23 protein-coding genes and 1 pseudogene are annotated in these 21,351 nt (G+C 60.7%); 11 read left to right on the top strand and 13 right to left on the bottom strand.

Translation table 11 applies throughout. The features are described from left to right. Positions 1-99: 99 nt before the first annotated feature. Together BMY73_RS18985 and BMY73_RS18980 are read right to left on the bottom strand one after the other, a co-directional pair. The gene (locus tag BMY73_RS18985; RefSeq protein ID WP_092409004.1) at positions 100-885 is read right to left on the bottom strand and encodes a helix-turn-helix transcriptional regulator; all 786 of its coding nucleotides are present in this window, start codon (positions 883-885) and stop codon (positions 100-102) included. 69 nt (positions 886-954) lie between these two features. Continuing rightward, the gene (locus BMY73_RS18980) at positions 955-1,440 is read right to left on the bottom strand and encodes a GNAT family N-acetyltransferase (RefSeq protein ID WP_218190162.1); all 486 of its coding nucleotides are present in this window, start codon (positions 1,438-1,440) and stop codon (positions 955-957) included. Positions 1,441-2,435: 995 nt separating this feature from the next. Here BMY73_RS18980 and BMY73_RS18975 point away from each other — a divergent pair. Beyond that, a complete protein-coding gene (locus BMY73_RS18975) occupies positions 2,436-3,074 on the top strand; it encodes a LysE family translocator (protein ID WP_092409000.1) in 639 nt (212 codons plus the stop codon). Between the two features lie 36 nt (positions 3,075-3,110). Here BMY73_RS18975 and BMY73_RS18970 read toward each other — a convergent pair whose 3' ends face one another. Continuing rightward, a complete protein-coding gene (locus tag BMY73_RS18970) occupies positions 3,111-4,007 on the bottom strand; it encodes a LysR substrate-binding domain-containing protein (protein WP_092408998.1) in 897 nt (298 codons plus the stop codon). Positions 4,008-4,130: 123 nt separating this feature from the next. Between BMY73_RS18970 and BMY73_RS18965 the strand changes: the two genes are divergently transcribed. After that, positions 4,131-4,562, top strand: coding sequence for a PACE efflux transporter (locus BMY73_RS18965; protein WP_062391036.1), 432 nt, complete (start codon positions 4,131-4,133; stop codon positions 4,560-4,562). A gap of 122 nt (positions 4,563-4,684) precedes the next feature. Here the strand turns inward: BMY73_RS18965 and BMY73_RS18960 are convergent, their stop codons facing one another. Both BMY73_RS18960 and BMY73_RS18955 read right to left on the bottom strand, forming a co-directional pair. Next, a complete protein-coding gene (locus BMY73_RS18960) occupies positions 4,685-5,845 on the bottom strand; it encodes a PQQ-dependent sugar dehydrogenase (protein ID WP_092408996.1) in 1,161 nt (386 codons plus the stop codon). A gap of 50 nt (positions 5,846-5,895) precedes the next feature. After that, positions 5,896-6,246, bottom strand: a complete 351-nt coding sequence (locus BMY73_RS18955) for a hypothetical protein (RefSeq protein WP_092408993.1) — start codon at positions 6,244-6,246, stop codon at positions 5,896-5,898. 212 nt (positions 6,247-6,458) lie between these two features. On the opposite strand from BMY73_RS18955, the gene BMY73_RS18950 reads away from it, so the two are divergent. The 6 genes and pseudogenes from BMY73_RS18950 to BMY73_RS28920 all read left to right on the top strand — a co-directional run bounded on the left by BMY73_RS18950 (position 6,459) and on the right by BMY73_RS28920 (position 12,119). Then, on the top strand, positions 6,459-7,550 hold the full coding sequence (locus BMY73_RS18950) for a DNA alkylation repair protein (RefSeq protein WP_092408992.1): 1,092 nt from the start codon (positions 6,459-6,461) through the stop codon (positions 7,548-7,550). 99 nt (positions 7,551-7,649) lie between these two features. Continuing rightward, complete coding sequence (locus BMY73_RS18945) at positions 7,650-8,486, top strand: AraC family transcriptional regulator (protein ID WP_092408991.1); 837 nt, start codon at positions 7,650-7,652, stop codon at positions 8,484-8,486. A 54-nt stretch (positions 8,487-8,540) separates the two neighbouring features. After that, entirely contained in the window at positions 8,541-9,143 is a 603-nt protein-coding gene (locus tag BMY73_RS18940; protein WP_092408990.1) for a LysE family translocator, read from the top strand. Between the two features lie 177 nt (positions 9,144-9,320). Beyond that, a complete protein-coding gene (locus BMY73_RS18935) occupies positions 9,321-10,322 on the top strand; it encodes a diaminopimelate epimerase (RefSeq protein ID WP_092408989.1) in 1,002 nt (333 codons plus the stop codon). Positions 10,323-10,799: 477 nt separating this feature from the next. After that, positions 10,800-11,579, top strand: a pseudogene (locus tag BMY73_RS28925) (PAS domain-containing protein); the annotation flags it as partial. Between the two features lie 6 nt (positions 11,580-11,585). After that, the gene (locus tag BMY73_RS28920; protein ID WP_371914990.1) at positions 11,586-12,119 is read left to right on the top strand and encodes a methyl-accepting chemotaxis protein; all 534 of its coding nucleotides are present in this window, start codon (positions 11,586-11,588) and stop codon (positions 12,117-12,119) included. Positions 12,120-12,827: 708 nt separating this feature from the next. On the opposite strand, the gene BMY73_RS18925 is transcribed toward BMY73_RS28920, so the two are convergent. From BMY73_RS18925 to BMY73_RS18905, 5 genes are all read right to left on the bottom strand, one after another. Beyond that, entirely contained in the window at positions 12,828-13,265 is a 438-nt protein-coding gene (locus BMY73_RS18925) for a nucleoside deaminase (RefSeq protein ID WP_062391028.1), read from the bottom strand. 62 nt (positions 13,266-13,327) lie between these two features. Then, on the bottom strand, positions 13,328-13,846 hold the full coding sequence (locus BMY73_RS18920; RefSeq protein ID WP_092408987.1) for a hypothetical protein: 519 nt from the start codon (positions 13,844-13,846) through the stop codon (positions 13,328-13,330). Between the two features lie 106 nt (positions 13,847-13,952). Next, positions 13,953-14,516, bottom strand: a complete 564-nt coding sequence (locus BMY73_RS18915) for a GNAT family N-acetyltransferase (protein ID WP_256571217.1) — start codon at positions 14,514-14,516, stop codon at positions 13,953-13,955. A 209-nt stretch (positions 14,517-14,725) separates the two neighbouring features. Then, a complete protein-coding gene (locus BMY73_RS18910; RefSeq protein WP_092408984.1) occupies positions 14,726-15,739 on the bottom strand; it encodes an ABC transporter substrate-binding protein in 1,014 nt (337 codons plus the stop codon). Positions 15,740-16,057: 318 nt separating this feature from the next. After that, positions 16,058-16,834 carry a phosphate/phosphite/phosphonate ABC transporter substrate-binding protein gene (locus tag BMY73_RS18905; RefSeq protein WP_092409026.1) on the bottom strand — a complete coding sequence of 259 codons (777 nt, stop codon included), beginning with the start codon at positions 16,832-16,834 and terminating at the stop codon, positions 16,058-16,060. 238 nt (positions 16,835-17,072) lie between these two features. On the opposite strand from BMY73_RS18905, the gene BMY73_RS18900 reads away from it, so the two are divergent. Then, the gene (locus BMY73_RS18900; protein WP_092408982.1) at positions 17,073-17,474 is read left to right on the top strand and encodes a GNAT family N-acetyltransferase; all 402 of its coding nucleotides are present in this window, start codon (positions 17,073-17,075) and stop codon (positions 17,472-17,474) included. Positions 17,475-17,581: 107 nt separating this feature from the next. Continuing rightward, positions 17,582-18,412: a class I SAM-dependent methyltransferase gene (locus BMY73_RS18895; RefSeq protein ID WP_092408980.1), complete on the top strand. Its 831-nt coding sequence runs from the start codon at positions 17,582-17,584 to the stop codon at positions 18,410-18,412. A gap of 143 nt (positions 18,413-18,555) precedes the next feature. Here BMY73_RS18895 and def read toward each other — a convergent pair whose 3' ends face one another. The 3 genes from def to BMY73_RS18880 form a co-directional block, all read right to left on the bottom strand. Then, positions 18,556-19,095, bottom strand: coding sequence for a peptide deformylase (gene def, locus BMY73_RS18890; RefSeq protein WP_092408978.1), 540 nt, complete (start codon positions 19,093-19,095; stop codon positions 18,556-18,558). A gap of 60 nt (positions 19,096-19,155) precedes the next feature. Next, complete coding sequence (locus tag BMY73_RS18885; RefSeq protein WP_092408976.1) at positions 19,156-20,205, bottom strand: YihY/virulence factor BrkB family protein; 1,050 nt, start codon at positions 20,203-20,205, stop codon at positions 19,156-19,158. Positions 20,206-20,448: 243 nt separating this feature from the next. Then, positions 20,449-20,640 carry a CsbD family protein gene (locus BMY73_RS18880; RefSeq protein ID WP_062391020.1) on the bottom strand — a complete coding sequence of 64 codons (192 nt, stop codon included), beginning with the start codon at positions 20,638-20,640 and terminating at the stop codon, positions 20,449-20,451. Positions 20,641-20,894: 254 nt separating this feature from the next. On the opposite strand from BMY73_RS18880, the gene BMY73_RS18875 reads away from it, so the two are divergent. Further along, positions 20,895-21,275 (top strand): hypothetical protein, encoded by a 381-nt coding sequence (locus BMY73_RS18875; protein ID WP_062391018.1) that lies wholly within the window; start codon positions 20,895-20,897, stop codon positions 21,273-21,275. The last annotated feature ends 76 nt before the right edge of the window (positions 21,276-21,351 follow it).

Raw genomic sequence — 21,351 nt, 5'->3', positions numbered from 1 at the left:
TTTGGCAGGTGAAAACGGCAGTTAGGTGCGACAAAGGCGCGCAGGATAACAAAGCTGGCGGGATGAGGGTGGCTCGCAGACCACCGGACTTGCGTCACATCACACGGCATACATGCCGGGGGTCATGCCGAACTGCGCGCTGAAGGCACTGATAAACGTGCTGACACTGTCATAGCCCAGGCGCTTGGCCACGCGATTGACCGTGTCCCCTTGTGAAAGCAGCTCCAGCGCCCGCTTCATCCGCGCGACGATGCGCCACTGCATGAGCGACATGCCGGTTTCTGCCCGAAAATGGCGGGTCAGTCCGCGGCGAGACATCCCCACGCGGCGCGCCCAGTCGTCCAGGCTCAATTTGTTGGCCGGGTCGGCCACGATGGTCAGGGTCATGCCGACCAGATGCGGGCTGCTGGGCATGGGCAGGAATAACGGCGTTGCCGGGGATATCTTCAATTCGTCGAACAGCACATCGAGTTGGCGATGCTGGGGCGGCGTGAGTTCAGCCGGGCTTTCATGTCCTGCGTCGTTGCCCCAGACGGCAATGCGTTCGAGCAAGGCGCTGGAGAGTGCAGTCAGGGCGAACACCGTAGGGGTAACGGGAAACAGCGGGCATATGTCGGGGCGCAGGTAAATCATCCAGCCCTTCGCCGCCTCATGCACGCGCGCGGCGTGGGCAACGCCCGGCGGAATCCAGCCGATGTGCCGTGCGGGGACGACCCAACTACCGGTGTCCAGCTCAGCCGTGATCACACCTCCCCGGACGGCCCACAACTGCCCTTCGCGATACCGGTGCAGCGTGTCGTCACTGCGCGACTGCAACGGCTCGGCGTTGATCAGCAGCGGTCGTCCGTCCTGGATACGGCGTTGCAACGGGTACTCTGCTGGCATGGCCCGGTTTCCCTGTTAAGAGGCCAGCCGACGGTACCAAGCCAAAAGGATCGCCGCAAACGCGTTTAGTCAATGCACTGAATCCCCGGGCATTGTCCGTTCCATGTACAGGCTGCGCAGGGTGATACCGCCAGGGTGTTCATAGGCTTCGTCTCGAACCGCCACAAAGCCCATGGCTCGATAGAAGTCCGCGGCGTTGAGCGAAGAATAAAGATACAACCGGGGGAAATGCTCCTCGGCCGCCATGGCTTCAAGCCCTTCCATCAACCGCTTGCCGACGCCCCTCCCCGCTTGAGCGGGCTCGACGAACAGCGCGATCAACTCGCCGGTCTGTCGGTCCAGAATCCCATAGCCGAGCGGTTGACCGTTCTCCTCCGCCACCAGAGCACAGTGAGTGGCGAACAGCCGCAGATAAGACTCAGGCGGCGGAGACTCACTCCAGACCTCGATCTGTTCGGGAGAATAGTGACTCGCACAGAGCTGTCGCACCGCGCGCGTACGCAGTGACCACAGAAAAGGTATCTCAGGAATGTTGCCCATTCTCAGCTCAATCATCATCTCGCTCCCACCCTCGAAACCGCACGAACAGCCGTGTCCGCGTACTGCCATTGGCTCAGGGCGACAGAATGCGCTTTTGTCGCGACAGATGAAAAGCGTCGAAGGTGGTTACTGGAGGGTGGAGGGTTGGGGTAGAGGCAGAAGGCTGCAAGCTTTTGATTCTGGCCGAATGCCATGGGAGCGAAGTGGTAAGAGCCCCCTGATCGTGACCTGACGGTATGCCGCCTGCTGTTGATTCACGCCAAGCCTGTAGGAGCTTGCCCGCGATCTGGCGCGAAGCGGCAGCAAAATCAGGCGACCCAGTTATGCCTGACACTCCGCATGCACCGGGTTTGCTGCCGGTTCCCGGCAGATCGCGGGCAAGCGCGCTCCTACGCCTCCGGCAGAAGCGGATCGGTGAAGTCGGAGGCAACGGGCTTAGGGTCGGAGGGTGGCACTTAGAGGTAGAGGCTTTTGATTCTGGCCGAAGGCCGTGGGAGCGAAGTGGTGAGAGACGCCTGATCGTGGCCTGACGGTATGCCGCCTGCTGTTGATTCACGCCAAACCTGTAGGAGCGCGCTTGCCCGCGATCTGGCGCGAAGCGGCAGCAAAATCAGGCGACCCAGTTATGCCTGACACTCCGCATGCACCGGATTTACTGCCGGTTCCCGGCAGATCGCGGGCAAGCGCGCTCCTACGCCTCCGGCAGAAGCGGGTCGGTGTGAAGTCGGCGGCAACGGGCTGAGGGCCGGAGGGTGGCACTTAGAAGTAGAGGCAGAGGCTTTTGATTCTGGCCGAAGGCCGTGGGAGCAAGCTTGCTCGCGATCTGGCGCGCAGCGGCAGCAAAATCAGGCAACTCGGTTGTACCTGACAAACCGCATGCGCCAGGTTTGCTGCCGGTTCCCGCCAGATCGCGGGACAAGCCACGCTCCTACGCCCCCGGCAGAAACGGATAGGTGTGAAGTCGGCTGCTCATCTACACTCCAGCGCTTACCTTTTCAGGAAGTCTTCCGATGACGCCTTCGCTGCTCATGGCCGTGCTCGCTTCAGGATTTATCTACGCCATTTCGCCGGGTCCCGGCGTGCTGGCGGTGTTCGGGATTGGCGCCTCCAAGGGCCGACGTGCCGGGGCTGCGTTTCTCTGCGGGCATCTGTTGGGGGATGTGATCTGGTGCAGCACGGCGCTGGCGGCGATCATTGGCGCCAGGGTCATCGGCACCACGGCGTTCGATGTGCTCGGCCTCATCAGCGGGGTGTTTCTGTTCTGGCTCGGCTGGCGCGCCATTCGTGCCAGACGCAGCAACGAAGACAAGCCAAAAGCCCCCGGCCGTCATCCGTTCTGGCACGGCATCATGTTCGGCCTGACCAACCCGAAAGCCTACCCGGTGGCGGTCGCCACCTTCACCGCCCTGCTCTCCAGCCGCGCCGACCTGCTCAACTGGTCGATGCTGCCGCTATTGATTCTGGTCAGTACCCTGGGCGGAATCGCCGCCTACGGCATCATCATCGGCGTCGTCGGCGCCCGACACGTTCGCACGCTGTACCAACGCCACGAACTGACGATCACCCGTCTGTGCGGGGTGATGTTCATCGGTTTTGCGATCAACGCATTGATGCACGCGGTGCCAAGCCTGCTGCCGCGCAGGCCTTGAACTTGCGTTAAAGCGCTTGAGGGCAGGCGGCTGCGATCAACCGACCACGGTGCCGGCGGCCTCTGCGGTCAACCATGCCAGGAAGGCTTTGACCGGTTCCTGTCGCTCGCGTCCCGGCACGCAAGCGGCCACATAGCGCGGCCCGGGCAGGCTGACGTCCGGGCGATACGCCACCAGCTCGCCACGCTTCACACTGTCCGCTACCAGAACGTTGCTCGCCAGCACCAGCCCCTGACCGGCCACCGCAGCGCTCAGCGCGTAATGCTCATCGTCGAACGCTCGCAAGCGCGCTGTTTCCAGCCATTCCTCGCAGCCTGCTACAGCGCACCAGGTGTTCCAACTGATCGCAAACGCCCCGGGAATCTGCCACAACAGGTCAATCAGCTCCACGCTCGCGCTGTCGACGGCATCGATACGTTCGGGCGCGGCATACACACCGAACCGCTCGGTCATGAGGTCCAGATGGAACAGATTCGGGTCGTCACGGCTCACCGTGCGAATCGCCAGATCCACGCTGGAATCCCTCAGCAGGTCAACCAGCTCGTTTCGGGTGTCAACACGAACGTTGAATTGCGGAAACGCACGATAAAAACCGCCCAGCCGAGGAATTAGCCAGGCGGCCGCCAAGCCCGGAGTGGTAGAGAGCGTGAGGGTTTGCGAGGGCGTGTCCGGGCAGAAGCTTTCCAGGCTGCGGCGGATATCCAGAAGCGCACGATGGGCTTGCCGATACAGCTGTTCGCCCTCCTCGGTCAGCGTCACGCCTTGACCGGACCGCTCGAACAAAAGCGCGCCCAGCCAGGCCTCAAGGGTTTTCACCTGATGAGAAATGGCCGCAGGGGTAACGGACAGCTCTTCGGCGGCGACCTTGAAGCTGCCCAGCCGCGCGGCAGCCTCGAAGGTGCGCAACGCGTTGAGTGGAAGGTTGGAAAACACCGAAGCTCCCTGCATGAATCGACATGAATTGAATTGACGCGGGGTCAATTTATCTCATTTTTCGCGGCGCCAAGGTGCGGATAACGTTGTCGGCATTCACAGCCCATGCCTTTGGAGAATGTCATGCAAGGCCCCGCACGCAAGCTGGTTCAAGCCGTCCTGTACGAAGCCATCGCCATCGCGGTGCTGTCACCCGCGATATCCCTGATCTACGAGGCTGGACTGGCGCACGCGGGGGCGCTGTCGCTGATGCTCTCGGCCAGCGCCTTGATCTGGAACATGCTCTACAACACCGCGTTCGAGTACTGGGAATCCCGCCAAACGCAGCGCACGCGTACGTTTGGCCGCCGACTGCTGCACTCCTTTGGTTTTGAAGGTGGACTGGTCGTGCTGCTGGTGCCACTCGTGGCCTGGTGGCTGAACATCTCGTGGTGGGCTGCGCTGGTCACCGACCTCGGGTTGTTCGTGTTTTTCTTCCTCTACGCACTGGTGTTTCAGTGGGCGTTCGATCGGGTGTTCGACGTGCCGGTGTCGGCAAGGTCGTGCGACGCGTGATCGCCCTGCCCACCTGTAGGCGCGCTTGCCCGAGAAGACCTGGGGACATCCGACATCGATGTGTGACCCTATCGGTCGTCTTCGCGGGCAAGCGCGCTCCTACACAAGCGTTGCGCAGGGGCTTACTGCGCCAGCCCCACCTTCAGCAATTTGCCATCGTCCTCGTCGGTCAGCACGTACAGGTAACCATCCGGCCCCTGGCGTACATCGCGGATACGCGATTTCAGTTCGCCCAGCAGCCGCTCTTCGTGCACCACCTTGTCGTCTTTAAGCTCCAGACGGATCAGCACCTGGGCCGACAGCGCGCCGATGAACACGTTGTGGTCCCACTGCTTGAACCGGTCCGCGCTGTAGAACGCCATGCCGCTAATGCCCGGGGATTTCTCCCAGACATGGAACGGATTCTTCACCCCGTCGACGATCTTGCCCTTGGATTCGGAAATCGGTTGGCCGTTATAGTCGATGCCGAAGGTCGAGATCGGCCAGCCATAATTCGCGCCCCGTTCGATGATGTTGATTTCGTCGCCGCCCATGGGCCCGTGTTCGTTGGTCCACAGCGTTCCGGTCCACGGGTTGAGCGCCGCGCCCTGCTGGTTGCGATGGCCGTAGCTCCAGATTTCCGGTCGTACGTTTTTCTGACCGACGAAGGGGTTGTCCTTGGGCACGCTGCCGTCGGGGTACAGGCGCACGATTTTGCCTTGCAGCTTGTCCAGGTCCTGCGCGGTCGGACGATTGTTGTTCTCGCCGAGCGCGATGAACATGTAGCCGTCACGGTCGAAGACGATGCGCGAACCGAAGTGATTGCCCACCGACAATTTCGGCTGCTGCTGGAAGATGCGTGTGAAGCCTTCCAGGCGGGTCATGTCGTCCGACAGACGCCCGCGTCCAGCAGCGGTTCCACCGGTTTTACCGTCGCTGCCGACTTCGGCGTACGTCAGGTACACCATGCGGTCTTTGGCAAAGTCCGGCGACAACTCGACATCCAGTAAACCACCCTGCCCTTGCACCCAGACCTGAGGCACGCCAGAGATCGGTGCCGACAGCTTGCCGTCAGGCGTTACGCGTCGCAGGTTGCCGGTGCGTTCGGTCACGAGCATGCCGTTGTTGTCTGGCAGGAAGGCCGCCGCCCAAGGGTGTTGCAGACCGCCCACCACCTCGTCCACGGTCAGCGTCCCTTCCTCACTCTGGTAAGTGGCGGCGTGTGTCTGGAATGACAGGCTGAGCAATGCCGAAGCACACAGGGTGGCGAGCAGGGTTTTGCGGATCGTCGGTGTACGCAACATAGGCGGTTCCTTTTGGCGGAAAAGTAGACTCTGGCTGTCGTGTTGCCGGTTTAGTTGCTGCGACGCTCGGTGCCGCTTGAGGGTCGCGAATCGGGTTGTCGTGAAGGGTAGCCGTTACCGATGCCGCCGTTTTCCAGCGTCGGTGGACGTTGCTGGGTCGGACCGAGGTTGGGCCCGCGCATCGTGGGCGAGATGGACTGAGTACCTTGGCGGCTGTTGGGATTGGCGCGGCGGATGGCGCCGTTGTCGCTGTTGTTCGAGCGGTTGGGGTAGCTGGAGGAGGCCAGCCACTGAGGTGAAAGCGTGGCGGCTGAACGCGCGCTGTCATCCGCCTGCGCCGCGTTGAGACTGAGCACGCTGCTCAACGAGACAAGCGCGAGGTGTCGCAGAAAACTGTTCATCATTTACCTTCTGAAGAATGGGTAACGATTCCGGTCTTTGATGGCGATCAGGCGCGTAGGTTCGCGCTGTGAGGGTGGATGAGCAACGTGTAGGGCAATTCGCTTTGTAACAAGAATAGTCGAGCAGCCTTCCGGAAAAATCCTCTGCCGTGCGCTTCTCCGGCTAACGATTGTGTACCCTTGGTCAATTCAATATTTGTCAGAGTGCTTTCATGTCCGATTCCCCCGCCCTCAAGGAGATCTTCAACCGCGACCGCTTGCAACACATCGCCGATGAGACGTGGGCGGTGTACCCGGCGTTTGATCGCAAGGGATTCATGGCGCGGGCGTCGCAAGGGCTGGACGGGCTTTCGGTGATGCAACGCTTGAACCGCGTCAGCCAAAGCCTGCACGCCGGATTGCCCGGAGACTATGCGGCAGCGCTGGAGATTCTGTACGCACTGGCACCTCGACTGAACAGCGCGTTCGTCAGCATGATTCTGCCGGAGTACGTTGCGTTGTATGGCCAGGACGACTTTGCGCGGTCGATGGATGCACTGAAATTCTTCACCGCCTTTGGCTCATCGGAATTCGCGGTCAGGCACTTCTTGCGCAAGGACTTCGCGCGGGCCATCGCGGTGATGCACGGCTGGTCGCTGGATGAAAACCCACATGTTCGGCGGTTGGCCAGCGAAGGCTGTCGACCACGGTTGCCATGGTCGTTCAGGCTGGAGAGCCTGATGGTCGATCCGACCCCGGTGCTCGACATCCTCGATAACCTCAAGGCCGATGACAGTCTCTACGTGCGCAAGTCGGTGGCGAACCATTTCAACGACATCACCAAGGACAACCCCGAGTGGGTGCTCGACCAACTGGAAGGCTGGTCGCTGGACAACCCCAACAGCGCGTGGATTGCCCGCCATGCGCTGCGCTCGCTGATCAAGCAAGGCAACGTCCGGGCGCTGACATTGATGGGCGCAGGCCAGAAAGCGCAAGTCACGCTGGACAACCTTAACGTGACGCCCGACGTGATCAACCTGGGCGATCGGATCAACCTGTCGTTCACGCTGAAGTCGACGTCAGACGAGGCACAACGCTTGATCGTCGATTACGCGATTCATTACGTGAAGAAATCCGGCGGTACCTCCGCGAAGGTCTTCAAACTCAAGACGTTCGAGCTTGGTGCCGGGCAGTCGGTCAACATCAGCCGCGAGCAGCAGGTACGCAACTTCACCACCCGCGTGCATTACGCCGGTCGCCATGAAGTCGATGTATTGATCAACGGCGAGCGCCTGGGGCGCAGTGGTTTCGATTTGAAGGCGTGAATCGACGCTGGTCGGCTGCTGCACAAATCTTCCAGACCCGGCGTCAGGCTGCACGGTAATGTACGTCAGCCTGATGCCGCGCTTATGACGAGGAACCCCATGCCCGAACGCAACTGGATCGATCTCAAGCAGGACGCAACGTCCGGCATCGAGACGGTGCGCGCGCATTTCGAGGGGCATGCGTACGATCCCCACTGGCACGACAGCTATCTGGTGGGCATCACCGAGCAAGGTCTGCAACAGTTCAATTGCCGTCGCCAGCAACACAACAGCACCCCCGGCAAGGTGTTCCTGCTCGAACCTGGCGATATCCATGACGGTAACGCCCCGCAAGCGGGCGGATTTACCTACCGTACGCTTTACCTGGACCCGCACTGGCTGGACCGTGAACTGCACGCTCAGTTCGAGGAAGCGCCGGACAACGCTCAACTGGGTTTTGCCGCGACCCTTGCCGATGACAGCCGTCTGGCGATCGCTACCGCCAATGCGTTCGAAGCCATGCACAACGACGAGCTGCGCATCGTGCGCCAGACCGCGCTGGACAACCTGCTGTCGAACCTCACCCGCCACGTGCACTGGCGTGCCCTGATCAGCCCCGATCCGCGTCTGCCGCTGGTGGCGCAGCGCGCGCGGGATTTTCTGCACAGCCATCTGCACCAGGACATCGGTCTTGACGATCTGGCGGCTGTGACCGGCGTGGACCGTTTTCGCCTGAGCCGCGCGTTCAAGGCGGCGTTCGGCCTGGCGCCACACGCCTATCTGATCCAGTTGCGTCTGGCCCGCGCCCGGCGTCTGCTGGCCCGTGGCGAACTGCCCGTCACGGTTGCGGCCGCGTTGGGGTTTGCCGATCAGAGCCACCTCGGTCGCTGGTTCCAGCGCGCCTATCGCATGACCCCTGCCGACTACCGCAGACGCTGCTCAATTCTTCCAGACTGACACCCGCACCTGCCGCGATCATCTCTGCCTGTTCAATCGCTGCCGAGTCGTCCCATGCACACCTTTCTGCCATTCCTGTTGTTCGCTTTCGTCGCTTCCATCACTCCCGGCCCGACCAACATTCTGGTGCTGACCAACAGCTCGCGGTATGGCCTGCTGCGCACGGCGCCGATTGTCTTGGGCGCCTGCGGCGGAGCGGCCTTGCTGGTGCTGATGGTGGGGACAGGATTAGGGGATGTGCTGGCGCGGCATCTGCAGGTCCAGACGGTGATGTCGTGGATCGGGATCGCGTGGCTGACCTGGCTCGCGTGGCAGATCTTCAGTGCGCCAGCCGAAGCGGTCGATCCTTCTCAGGCGAAAAGCGGCCCGCGGCTGGGCCTTTGGGGCGCGGCCAGTCTGCAACTGGTCAACCCGAAGACCTGGATGATGGCCCTGGCGGTGGTCAGTGTGTTCGCGGGCACAGACGCCGACCGCCTGTTACGCGTGATGTGGTTGTCGCTGATGTTCTTCCTGGTGTCGATTCCTTGCATGACCGCGTGGGCGTATCTGGGTGTCAGCGCGGCGAAATTCTGCCGCTCGGCGCAGAGCATGAAGCGGTTCAACCAGGCCATGGCGGTGCTGTTGCTGGTGTCCGCGTGGTTGACGCTGGTGATGTGAGCAACAGCGCCCGTTGATCGTCTGATCCTGGCTGACGCGGAGCGTCAGTGGCTGCGTGACCACGCGGAGCGTGGGAACGATCGACCGGTGTCCGCTGTTTCCAAAAAAGAGGTGTCCAAACCAGGATGAAAAGCCTGATTTAATAGCGGTTTTCCAATGCCGCCCCCCGGACCCGCCATGGCCCCCTTCTACGATGCACGCGGCAATATCTACGCCGTGATTTCGCCTGATGCGTTGCGTTCATTGGGCATCGACGTCCCTGAATCCGCCTCTGACGCCGCGCTGGCTCGGCGAGCATGGACCGCCAAGGCGGTCGCAGCCATCTGCGACTGGCCCGAAGGTCAACGCCCTGCCGGCAGCAAAGCGCATCGCTCGGACGGCCTGCTGGTCGGTCCGTTTCAGGACACTGCGCCGTTTGATGTGCTGATCGTCAACACCGACGGCACCCTCGCCGAACGCAGTGGCAACGGTCTGACCATCTTCGCCCAGTCGTTGACCGACGCTCGCCGGACATTGAGCGACGACGGTTTCACCCTGAGGGTTCATCACGACAACAGCGACTCGGCCAGCCCGGTCCCGACCCAAGTCGTCCCGGCCGTCATCGAAGGTGTCTCGGGGTTCTGGCTGGACATCGGTACGCCGGGGTTCGGTGCGCCGGCAGTCGGCGCCAAAGGTCCGGGCGTGAGCGACACCCTGCTGGATCAACACCCGGTCAGCCGAGTCGAGCGTCTTGCCCGTCTGCATCCCGACTGGCAGACCAGCGTCTTCGTCCGGGTCGGTAATCCGCATTGCGTGACGCTGGTCGCCGACGCGTCTTCGCTGCCGACCTTTGAACAATTGCACGAGCAGCCGCTGAACGACGCACTGACCCGCATCGCGTTTGCCGCCGGAGACTTGGGCGAAGGCGATCCATGCCCCGCCGGCATCAACCTGCAATGGGCCGCGAAAGCTGCGCCGAACCGGATCCTGGCCCGCGTCTTCGAACGCGGCGAAGGGCCAACGGCGTCTTCCGGCACCAGCGCCAGCGCGGTTGCCTCCGCAGCATGGCTGAGCGGCTGGGTTCAGGCAGGTCTGGTGGACGTGGTCATGCCCGGCGGGACAGCGCCGGTACGCCTGGTTGAAGAAGACGGGCGGTTGCAGCAAGTCCAGCTGTTCGGCGCGGCACACCGTCAGCATTGAAGCGTTGAGGCTGACATTTCGGGCCGAAGCGCTGTCTTCGTCACAGACAGCGCAGGTCGTTTTTGGTGATTTGCGAACACGCACGCAGTTGAGTGTGAAAATGCCACTACTGTGATTGCATCTGTTTCCCCGTTGTCTATGATCTGAACATTCGCAGCCACCCCAACCCGCTCAACGCGCTGCGGCGTTGGTCACCGACCATGGACGTCAGGCGCCTTATATGGACCTTCCGGCACAACCCGCTCATCCGCGACCTTTGATCGCGCCGACGGTCATCAGACTACTGGAAAGCACGTGTTCAATTGCCTCCAGATCGCTCTGCCACGCGCCTTTCAGCCGTTTACGTCCTGACAGGCTGCGGACAGATGTCATACCGCCATGACTCAAGCTCGCCGCTAAAAGGTCGACTCTCGTAACAGCCCATCCAGGAAGTCGGTCACGTCGACCGCGTTTTGCAATCAGTGAGGTAGATGGCAGATGTTCAATTCACACCGCAAAGCCATCGAAGCCCAATTGCAGGTATCAACCGCGGACCTCTGCCAATCGAAGGCCAAGCTGGCGGCGATCAGCCGTTCCATGGCAATGATCGAGTTTTCGCCCGCCGGCATCATCCTCGAGGCGAACGAGAAGTTCTGTCTCGCCATGGGCTATCAGCCCGGTGAGTTGGTGGGCAAACATCACCGGATCTTTTGCGAAAAAGCCTTCTGCGACAGCGACGCCTACGCTCAATTGTGGCGCGACCTGGCCCGTGGCGAACCACTGTGCGGGACGTTCATGCGCCTGGACAAGTCAGGGCGCGAGATCTGGCTGGAAGCGAGTTACATGCCGGTGTTCGACAGTGACGGCAAAGTCCAGAGCGTGATCAAGGTCGCTGCCGACATCACCGTTCGCTCGCAGAAGAACCATGAAAACCAGAGCATGATCGATGCGATCGGTCGCTCGATGGCGATCATCGAATTCAGTCCGGACGGCCGGATCATTACCGCCAACGAGAATTTCCTGAAGACGATGCAGTACCCGCTCAACGAGGTCATCGGCCAGCACCACAGCCTGTTCTGCACCCGGGCTGAAGTCGAGTCGCCTTCGTACAAGGCGTTCTGGGCCTCACTGAACCGGGGCGAATATCATGCCCATCGATTCGAACGGGTGAACAAACTGGGTGAGAGCGTTTATCTGGAAGCCACCTACAACCCGTTATTCGACGCCAACGGCCGTTTGTACAAAGTAGTGAAATTCGCCAGCGACATTACCGAGCAGGTCACTGTGCAGCGTTGTGCCGCGACCACGGCGCACGACACCTCGGTACGTACTGACGCGTGCGCGCGGAAAGGCTCGAGTGTGGTGCAGCAAACGGTGGAAGTGATCGAGCAGATTTCGGCCGACCTTAATGAAGCGGCACGCAGCATCGATGCCGTGAACAAACAGTCGGAGGTCATTGCGACCATCGTGCAGACCATTCGCGGAATTGCCGACCAGACCAACCTGCTGGCACTCAACGCCGCCATTGAGGCGGCGCGTGCCGGAGAACACGGGCGTGGTTTCGCGGTGGTCGCCGACGAGGTGCGGGGCCTGGCGGCCAGAACCAGCAAGGCGACGGTGGAAATTGTCGACGTGGTGCGACAGAACAATGAGCTGGCCAAAAGTGCGGTCTCGAGCATGCAGTCCAGCCTGAGCCGGACAGACACCGGCGTCGAGCTGGCCAACGAGGCCGGGGAAGTGATTCTGGAGATCCAGCAAGGCTCGCGGCATGTGGTGGATGCCATCAGCCAGTTCAACTCGACGTTGCATATCGAATAAGCGGCGCGCTGCGGCAGAACACAAGTGCGTGCATCAACCCGGGCTCAGTAGGAGACGTCCGAGGTTACGAGGGCAGCGAAGGCGGTGGGTCAGTCACGGGTGATGTCGCTGCCCCACCGCATTCGCCAGTTCAAGCCGGCCACAGTATCAGCGTCGTCCTCAAGTCTTCGAAACAACGCGTTCCCTGTGGGAGACGTCCGAGGTTACGAGGGCAGCGAATGCGGTGGTTCATTCACCATCGAGGTTGCTGACCCACCGCATTCGCCAGCAAGCCGGCTCACAGGTCTGCGGTTTGAACACAATTTCGTGCATCCACCCGGTGCCCTGTGGGAGACGTCCGAGGTTACGAGGGCAGCGAAGGCGGTGGGTCAGTCACCATCGATGTTGTTGACCCACCGCATTCGCCAGCAAGCCGGCTCCCACAGGTCTGCGGTCTGGACACGTGTTCGCGCTTCAACCCGGACGCTGTGGGAGACGTCCGAGGTTACGAGGGCCGCGATGCAGTGGGTCAGTCAATGGTGATCTCGCTGATCCACCGCATTCGCCAGCAAGCCGGCTCCCACAGGTCTGCGGTCTGGACACGTGTTCGTGCTTCAACCCGGACCCTGTAGGAGACGTCCGAGGTTACGAGGGCAGCGAAGGCGGTGGGTCAGTCACCATTGATGTTGTTGACCCAACGCATTCGCCAGCAAGCCGGCGCCCCACGACTTACTCCCCGATGTCTTCATTCCACAACTCGGGCTTGTCGGCGATGAACTGCTTCATCAGGCCGATGCAGGTCGCGTTATGCACCACGTCCACCTGCACACCGCGTGAGCGCAGCAGGTCTTCCTCGCCCATGAACGTCTCGTTTTCACCGACGATGACCTTGCGGATGCCGTACAGCAAGATGGCGCCGCTGCACATCGCGCAGGGTGAAAGCGTGGTGTAGAGCGTCGCTTCGCGGTAGACCTTCGCCGGCTGGCGGCCAGCGTTCTCGAAGGCGTCCATTTCACCGTGCTTGATCGCACTGCCTTCCTGAACCCGACGGTTATGCCCGCGGCCAATGATCTTGCCGTCGTGCACGATCACCGACCCGATGGGAATCCCGCCCTCGGCCAATCCCTTTTGCGCCTCTTCAATGGCCGCCTGCATGAATGGGTCCATGGTCTTTCCTTCCCCGTGTTGATTCAGAAAAATTCAGCCCCGAATCCACGGGGCATGCGGCGTTAAGGCTTGGCTTTTTTCAGCGCATTGTCCAGCGCCGTGGACACATAGACCTTGAGCAGCTCGCTGGAGCGGCCTTTCATGTCCATGCCGACGTCACGCTGCTTGGTGCGGAATTTATTGGCAATGTCCTGCGGCGGATCACCGACATTAAGCGCGGTGAGTTCTTCGGGGGTGAACGACGCTGCATAGGCCGCCGCCAGGTTGCGGTCCCACTCCTGCTGATACTGAGGCTGCAAGTACTGCAATTCGTCCTGAACGATTTCCTGGGCCTTGGTACGGCCGACTGTCTCGACGATCGTGGCAAACGTCACCGTGCGCGACGCCACCTGATAGCCCAGCCAGCCCAGGCTCTCGCCCAGATGCCGGTCCTGCACGAACGCCAGCGCGCTGGGTGGAACCACAGGAACGGGGGCGGCTTCAGCGGCCAGCGCAACACCAGGCACCTCAAGCAGCAGGCCGAACAACAACCCCGCTGCCACGTTCAACATCATCAACGCAGTCGGTCTGCTAAATCCCATGTCCTCTCCCCGGCGACTTTATCTGTGTGATCAACTCACTGACGACGGTTGACGTCAGCCGTTGAGCAATGGTTTGCCACTCGGCGAGGTGCACAACCCTTGGCCATCAACCTCGCGTACAAGGCCGCGACGACCATTGCTGCGCGTTCATGCGGTAGATCCTGACGCCCTGCCGGTGGTACTGACTGTGGATGTAGCTGCCGAAACCCAGCTTCTGGATGACCTTGACCGATGCGACGTTAGCGGGCTGGACAATCGCAATCAGCGAATCGATTCCCACGGTGTCGAAACCATGAGCCAGCGCTCCACGTGCCGCTTCGGTGCCCAGTCCCCTGCCCCAGAACCCGGGCGCCAGCCGGTAGCCGACTTCGATTTCATCGGCGTCGTCTACGCGCTCTGCATTCAGACCGCAGAATCCGGCCAAGGTTGATGTCGACTTGTCCACCACGGCCCACGGCCCGAAACCGTGTTGACGATAGGAGCACCGACACCAGTCGATAAACTCATGCGTGGCCTGTTCGGACAGCACGCCACGCACTGAATAACGCATGACCTCGGGATCACCGAGAATCATGGCCAGAGCCGCAGTGTCATCAGGCACCAGCTCGCGAAGGATCAGGCGTTCGGTGTTAACGGAAGGCGTCGGCATGTTCATGATGGCGGGGCTCAAGGGTGGATCGAATGACCGCCCTTGAGCATGGCGCAGGAAAAGGTGGGTCGCCAGTTTAAAGGTTCACGCTGATCCTGCCCGTCACACTGAACCTGTGGGAGCTGCCGGAGGTTACGACGGTGGCGAATGCTTTGTGCCTGACACAGCGCTTTCGCAAGCTGCGTCACCTCCCGTCGTCCCTCCCACACGTAGGGCGGCCGGAAAACCGGTTACAGCCCCGCCGTCACTTTCTTCGCCACATCGGCCGGAACCCATGTGGTCCAGATTTCCGGGTGATCCTTCAGGAAGGTTTTAGCCACATCAGACGGTTCCAGGCGTTTCTCGCTCATTTCGCCCAGGGTCTTGTTCAATTGGTCGATGGGCAGATCCACCTTCTTGAAGAAGCTCACCAGATCCGGGTACTGCTTATAAAAGGGTTCCGACACGCCGATCGCCAAATGCGCGGCCAGCGAGCTGGAGCCGATCGGGTTGGGGTTGCTGGCGTCGGCCAGGGTCTTCCAGGCGGCCTCGTTAAACGGCGGTTCTTGCAGCTTGATCAGCTTGAAGCGACCGAGCAGCGGGGTCGGCGACCAGTAGTAGAACAACACCGGCTTGCCCCGACGGATGGACGAAGCGATTTCGGCATCCAGTGCCGCGCCCGATCCTGTACGGAAGTTCACGTAACTGTCGTTGAGCTTGTAGGCCTTGAGCTTTTGCGTGTTGACGATTTCCGACGTCCAGCCGGTCGGACTGTTGAGGAAGCGCCCCTTGTCCGGCGATTCAGGGTCTTTGAACACGTCCTTGTATCTGGGCAGGTCGGACACCGACTTCAGGTCCGGCGCCAGCGGCTTGATGCCCTTCTCGGGGTCGCCCTTGATCACGAACTCCGGCACCCACCAGCCCTCGGTCGCGCCTTTGACAATGTCCCCCAGGCCATGGACCTTGCCTTCCGCCTCGGCCTTGACCCACGCCGGGCTACGTCCGGCCCACTCCTCGCCGATCACCTGAATGTCGTTCTTGGCCAGCGCGGCCTCAAGGCTCACAGTGCTGCCCGGCAGCTTGTCGGTCGGGTAACCGTAACCCTTCTCGACGATGGTGCGCAGGATTTCGGTGATCAGGCTGCCGCTTTCCCACGTGATGTCGCCAAAGTGGATCGGCGCGGTTTTCTCCGCACTGTGGGCTGAACCGGACAACGCGGACAGTGCCAACAGCGAAGCGCCGAGCAGGTGTTTGATCGAGGTCATTGTGGTCTCTCGTGGCTCAAGAATAGAAAAGGCTGAGTAGGGTTTAGCACAGCACACGCTTCATTCCAGACAAGCGCGCAGGCAACAGGTTTCAGCTTTATCGACGCAGACACTGAACGAGCGTGTTGAAATGCCCGGACGCTGCGAAATCTAGGGGTAGTCATGCCGGTGCCGCGAGAGAGCACGACGGTCGGTTGACCGTGGCGGGCAGGCGATTATATCCGCGGTCCAGGCGCGAGGCTGTCGAATGGGGACGACCGTGGGTGAAGCCAGCCATTGCCAGCCATTGAAGGAAGGTTTCGGAGGCGATGTGGATTTTTATAGGTCGAAACCGAATACATGCGCTTCCCGCTCGTAATCCAGCAGCACTTCATAATCCGCTTCGCTTGCAGGTATGACCTCATCAATCGCCAGTACACGGGCAACGTCAGGCAGGTCCTTCAACGCCTGATTCATCGCCCGGCGGATCGCCGCCCCATCTGCCTCCACCCGTGTGATGTAGGGCAGACATGGCGCGTGAGCGGTACGGCCGATGACCTTGATGCCCGCCACCTCTTCACTCGTCTCTCTGGCCAGATAGTCGAACGTCACGCTGTCGATGGCCGCCAGGTCGCCTCTTCCCGCCTTGATCTCAGCCAGGCTGTTGCGGTGCCCGCCGGTCAACGACACCTGCGCAAAGAAGCGCCCGTCCTTTTGCAGCGGCACCAATGCGTGGCGAAACAGGTTCATGCCGGAGTTTGAATCGCGGGAATTGAGCAGGCCGTGACTGCCACGAAAGTCTTCAAGCTGCTGACGAGGATCTTCGGATCGCGCCACCAGCAGGCTGCAATGATTGCCAGCTGCGCTATTGGGCAGTTGATAGACCGGATGACCGACCACCTGCACGTGTCCGCGCAACAGGGTCATCAACGGATAGCCGCACGTCTGCGCGAGCAGCAATGCCGGAGACAGCCACAGCTGCCTGAGGTCGAGCCCTTGCGCCTCCAGACGCTCAGCCGACAGTAACTCGAGGACGCGCGCGAGCCATGCCTCCTGAGCGGTTTGCACGCGTGGCGGAGCGACGTACATCAATAATTCGGCGAAACCTTGGGACATGTTCGAGCACCGGCACCAGGCATGAGGATGTTGAGGGCTGTCGATCGGACTGAGCGTTGTGGCGCCGAAACAGTTCAGCATACCCAGGCACCAGAAGACCACCGCTGCGTGCCAACCGTCGCCGGTCCCCGCGTACTCGCTGATAACCCTCTGTGCAACGGCGCAGGAAAATCTTGTAGATCGATGGGCTATGACGGTAGAACGTAGGCCCGAATGCCCAGCCTGAACCCGGTGCGTCATGCAGTGTTATCCCGTACCCGATCTTCAACGTCCGCTGGTGGACAAGTTCTACCGCGCGCATCGTTCGTCCATGCGTGGCAAGGGTGAGGCAACGTTGTGGGTGGCGAAAGACGACGAGATCGCAGGCGCGCTGAACCTCACGCCCATGGCCGGCGGACATTGGCTGACGGGCGTGTTCGTGGCGCCGTCTCGGCGTAGAGAGGGAGTCGCTGGCCGCTTGATCGCCGCAGCGCTCGACGAGGTGGACGGTCCGGTCTGGCTGTTCTGTGACCCCGAGCTGGCCGGGTTTTATCAGCGGCTCGGGTTTGTCGCGACAGAGCACCTGCCACGCGAACTGGCGGATCGCCTGACGCGCTATCGGCAAACCAAAACGTTGGTTGCGCTGGTTCACAACCGCTGATCCGGCTTAGATCTGTTTGCGCACTCGACCAAACCAAATGTGTGATCCACACCTGAATCCCGCGTGCTAGCCTCGCTCATCACCTTTTGCCATTGAACGGGATGCACATGAAACCGACGCTATTGGCTTATTCGCTGGTTGCAGTTTTCGGATCGACATTGGCCGTTGCTGCCGCCCCCGCTTCCTCCTCGAACATCAGCCACGAACAGTTCGCCACCGTACTCAACGGCGATTGGCGCGTTCCGCAGAACGCCGCACGCGATCAGTACCGCCACCCGGAACAGACCCTGCAATTCTTTGGCCTGCGCGACGACCAGACCGTCATTGAAATCACTCCCGGCAATGGCTGGTACAGCGAATTGCTGGCGCCATTGCTCAAGGACAAAGGCCATTACGTCGCGGCGATCGTTGACCCTTCCGTCAGCGATTACGCGAAAAAATCCGCTGACAATCTCAAGCAGAAATACGCCGCGGACCCCGCCCATTACGGCAAGGTCGACGTCGTGGCGTATACGCCCAAGGCTCCGGTGTTCGGCAAGCCAGGGTCAGCGGACACGGTCCTGACCTTCCGTAATGTGCATAACTGGGTGGATGCCGGTAACGAAGCCGCGACCTTCAAAGCGTTTTATGACGTGCTGAAGCCGGGCGGCACACTGGGTGTGGTCGATCATCGGGCCAAACCCGGAACGACCGCGCAGGACAACGCACACAACGGCTATCTGCCCACCGACTATGTCGTGAAACTGGCCCAGGCAGCGGGCTTCACGCTCGCGGGTGAAAGCGAGGTCAACGCCAACCCGAAAGACACCAAGGATTACCCCGACGGCGTCTGGACCTTGCCACCGACACTGGTCAAGGGCGAGCAGGATAAAGCGAAGTATCTGGCGATCGGCGAGTCGGACCGGATGACATTGCGGTTTATCAAGCCCGTGAAGTAATGGCGCTGACTGTTGGGAACAGTGTCAGATGTGTCGCGTGTGCTGACTTTGCTGCCGGTTCCGGCAGCGGCGGACTCGTGTAACGTCGTTGGCCGCTGGCCGCAGTGCGAGTCCGCAGGACTCACACCGAAACGGCGCCATCTTCAATCATCCGCATTCGGGTCCATATCGGGGAACAGCACTTCGGTGAAGCCGAAGCGGCTGAAATCGGTAATGCGTGACGGGTACAGACGGCCGATCAAGTGATCGCATTCGTGTTGAACCACACGCGCATGGAACCCCCGAGCGATGCGCTGGATGGGCTTGCCGTCGGGGTCGAAACCTTCGTAGCGGATGTGCTCGTAACGTTCCACCACGCCACGCAAACCCGGGACCGACAGGCAACCTTCCCAGCCCTCTTCGAGGGTCGGTTCAAGCGGTGTGATCAGCGGGTTGAGGAGGATGGTCTGCGGCACGGCCTCCGCCTCCGGATAACGCTCACTGCGTTCGAAGCCGAAAATCACCAGCTGCAGGTCGACACCGATCTGCGGCGCTGCCAACCCGACGCCGCCGACGCTTCGCATGGTTTCGAACATATCGTCGATCAGAGACTTCAACTCATCGGAGCCGAACATCGACTCCGGCACGGGCGGCGCGATGCGCAGCAGGCGCTCGTCACCCATCTTGAGAATTTCACGAATCATGGAAGGACCTTTTGAAAGGGCGGATGCGCTGAACGAATGCGCATCCTGCCACAGTATCGATCAGGTTTTGTCAGTCTTGAGCGGATGCAAATGGGGGTCGTAATCGTGGTCGTGGCTGTGATCGCCATGCTCGCTGTGGTGGTCAACGTAGTCGCGACTGTGATCGCGACCCAGCCCCGACACATGCCTTTTCTGACCCGCTGGCACTTCAGTTCGCGGCTCGGCGTCGACACCGCCGTCACCGGCGGCCTTTTCACCCTTATCCTTGCCCTCTTGCGACATGTGCTCGATCACCGCATTCATTTCCGCGCCCAACAGCAGCACCGATGCGGAAATGTAGAAATACAGCAGCAGCACGATGATCGCACCGATGCTGCCGTACATGGCATCGTAGTTGGCAAAGGTTTTCACATACCAGGCAAAACCCAGCGAGGCGACGATCCAGACCACGACGGCCAGCACCGAGCCCGGCGTGATAAAGCGGAATTCCTGTTCAACATCGGGCATGACGTAATACATCATCGCCACCGAGACCATCAGCAGCAGGACGATCACCGGCCAGCGCACGATGGTCCACAAGGTCACGATGAAATCTTCCATGCCGATCTGCGCCGCCAGCCAGCCCATCACCTGCGGGCCCAAGACCATGAGCGCCGCAGCCGCCAGCAGCATGCCGGCAAAGCCGATGGTGTACAGCACGGACAACGGAAGACGCTTCCACACCGGGCGCGCTTCAACCACGTCATACGCGGCATTCATCGCACTCATCATCAAGCGCACGCCAGCAGACGCACTCCAAAGCGCGATGACGATACCGATCGAAAGCAAGCCGCCCTTGGACTGCTGCAACTGGTCAATCACCGGGTTGACCTGATCCAGCGCCTGAGGCGGAAGCACCAGTTCGGACTGCAGACGCAGCCAGCTGAAGAAGTCAGGAAGGTGAAGGAAACCGATCAGGGCGATCAGGAACAGCAAAAAGGGAAACAGCGAGAACAGCGTCTGATAAGCCAACGCCGAGGCGTACGTCGACATCTCGTCATCGAGAAACTCTTTAACCGTTCTGACCAACACCGTCTTCAAAGGTAGCTGGCGCAAATCCGGGAATATCATGGCGTCTCCTTTCGCGACGTAGACGTATCTGAAGCACATTTACCTATACGAGCGGGCAAACGCTTTGAAATTCCGTAGCCACGCCGCACTGGGCCGGCTTTTTACCTTGAGTTAAGCACTTTTGCCACGACCGATATGTTTCCAGGCACCTTGGGCCAGACACAATAACGGCCATCACTGGATGGCCGCTACAGGTCACGCTGCGTTCGCTTGAGGTGGGCTACACCCGAAGCGCGAAGGCCATCAGGCCTTGTCGACGCCTTTTTTCACAGCATCTTTGGTTTTGCCGACCGCTTGCTGAGCTTCGCCTTTGAGCTCTTGCGCCTTACCTTCAGCGCGCAATTTATCGTTATCCGTCATTTTGCCGACGCCTTGCTTGACGTTACCGGCTGCTTCGTTGGCCATGCCTTTAACTTTATCGCCAGTGCTGCTCATGAGAATTCTCCAGGGTCATTAATCAGGTGTCATAACCTCGACGTAATGGTTGAGTCGCTGCGGCGCCCCAGAGTTTCAATTATTTTTCCGAGTGGTGAAGGTGCAGGTGTAACTGGGCTTTTCATCGCACCACGGCGCGGCACCGACAGTTTTGACTTTATGTTTGCCCGACAACCCCGGAGAATGCGCGGCCGAGCCGGACGGTGCCTATCCTGCACACACGGGTTCAACAGATTCAGATCCACAGGAACGCTATGAAAATCGACAAGCAGCAAGCCATTGCGCGCCGCAATGAACAACTGGGTGGCGCCGTACTGGGCACCAACAACACCCACTTCGCCGTGCTGGACCCCAAGCGCAACATCTGGTGGTTCGACCTGCCCGTGAGCCGTCTCGCGGTGGGCCAGTACGAATGGCTGCACCTGCTGCTGCACACGCCGAGCACCGACGAATTGATTCACTTGAAGGTGACCACCAAATTCCTGCGAGAACAGAAGGACGGCGTGGTGATCCGCAATGAAGGCAAACGCAAATCGACGGTCAGCCTGGAGCTCTCCGCGGACAAGGATTCGTACCTCAAGGACATGCGCCCGAACGGCGCGAACCTGAGCTTTGCGGCGTTCGTACAGAATTAATCACCGACGGCCAGACGCCCATCAATTCTGTAGGAGCGTGGCTTGTCCCGCGATCTGCTGCGCAGCAGTAGCAAAT

The sequence above is a fragment of the Pseudomonas sp. NFACC02 genome, from assembly GCF_900110765.1.
Lineage (GTDB): Bacteria > Pseudomonadota > Gammaproteobacteria > Pseudomonadales > Pseudomonadaceae > Aquipseudomonas.
This window is presented reverse-complemented; position numbering and strand designations above follow the sequence as displayed.

Excerpts from the sequence above, each read along its gene's own strand:
- BMY73_RS18985 (WP_092409004.1), bottom strand. The coding sequence starts at position 885 with ATGCCAGCAGAGTACCCGTTGCAACGCCGTATCCAGGACGGACGACCG.
- BMY73_RS18980 (WP_218190162.1), bottom strand. The coding sequence starts at position 1,440 with ATGATTGAGCTGAGAATGGGCAACATTCCTGAGATACCTTTTCTGTGG.
- BMY73_RS18975 (WP_092409000.1), top strand. The coding sequence starts at position 2,436 with ATGACGCCTTCGCTGCTCATGGCCGTGCTCGCTTCAGGATTTATCTAC.
- BMY73_RS18965 (WP_062391036.1), top strand. The coding sequence starts at position 4,131 with ATGCAAGGCCCCGCACGCAAGCTGGTTCAAGCCGTCCTGTACGAAGCC.
- BMY73_RS18960 (WP_092408996.1), bottom strand. The coding sequence starts at position 5,845 with ATGTTGCGTACACCGACGATCCGCAAAACCCTGCTCGCCACCCTGTGT.
- BMY73_RS18955 (WP_092408993.1), bottom strand. The coding sequence starts at position 6,246 with ATGAACAGTTTTCTGCGACACCTCGCGCTTGTCTCGTTGAGCAGCGTG.
- BMY73_RS18950 (WP_092408992.1), top strand. The coding sequence starts at position 6,459 with ATGTCCGATTCCCCCGCCCTCAAGGAGATCTTCAACCGCGACCGCTTG.
- BMY73_RS18945 (WP_092408991.1), top strand. The coding sequence starts at position 7,650 with ATGCCCGAACGCAACTGGATCGATCTCAAGCAGGACGCAACGTCCGGC.
- BMY73_RS18940 (WP_092408990.1), top strand. The coding sequence starts at position 8,541 with ATGCACACCTTTCTGCCATTCCTGTTGTTCGCTTTCGTCGCTTCCATC.
- BMY73_RS18935 (WP_092408989.1), top strand. The coding sequence starts at position 9,321 with ATGGCCCCCTTCTACGATGCACGCGGCAATATCTACGCCGTGATTTCG.
- BMY73_RS18925 (WP_062391028.1), bottom strand. The coding sequence starts at position 13,265 with ATGGACCCATTCATGCAGGCGGCCATTGAAGAGGCGCAAAAGGGATTG.
- BMY73_RS18920 (WP_092408987.1), bottom strand. The coding sequence starts at position 13,846 with ATGGGATTTAGCAGACCGACTGCGTTGATGATGTTGAACGTGGCAGCG.
- BMY73_RS18910 (WP_092408984.1), bottom strand. The coding sequence starts at position 15,739 with ATGACCTCGATCAAACACCTGCTCGGCGCTTCGCTGTTGGCACTGTCC.
- BMY73_RS18905 (WP_092409026.1), bottom strand. The coding sequence starts at position 16,834 with ATGTCCCAAGGTTTCGCCGAATTATTGATGTACGTCGCTCCGCCACGC.
- BMY73_RS18900 (WP_092408982.1), top strand. The coding sequence starts at position 17,073 with ATGCAGTGTTATCCCGTACCCGATCTTCAACGTCCGCTGGTGGACAAG.
- BMY73_RS18895 (WP_092408980.1), top strand. The coding sequence starts at position 17,582 with ATGAAACCGACGCTATTGGCTTATTCGCTGGTTGCAGTTTTCGGATCG.
- def (WP_092408978.1), bottom strand. The coding sequence starts at position 19,095 with ATGATTCGTGAAATTCTCAAGATGGGTGACGAGCGCCTGCTGCGCATC.
- BMY73_RS18885 (WP_092408976.1), bottom strand. The coding sequence starts at position 20,205 with ATGATATTCCCGGATTTGCGCCAGCTACCTTTGAAGACGGTGTTGGTC.
- BMY73_RS18880 (WP_062391020.1), bottom strand. The coding sequence starts at position 20,640 with ATGAGCAGCACTGGCGATAAAGTTAAAGGCATGGCCAACGAAGCAGCC.
- BMY73_RS18875 (WP_062391018.1), top strand. The coding sequence starts at position 20,895 with ATGAAAATCGACAAGCAGCAAGCCATTGCGCGCCGCAATGAACAACTG.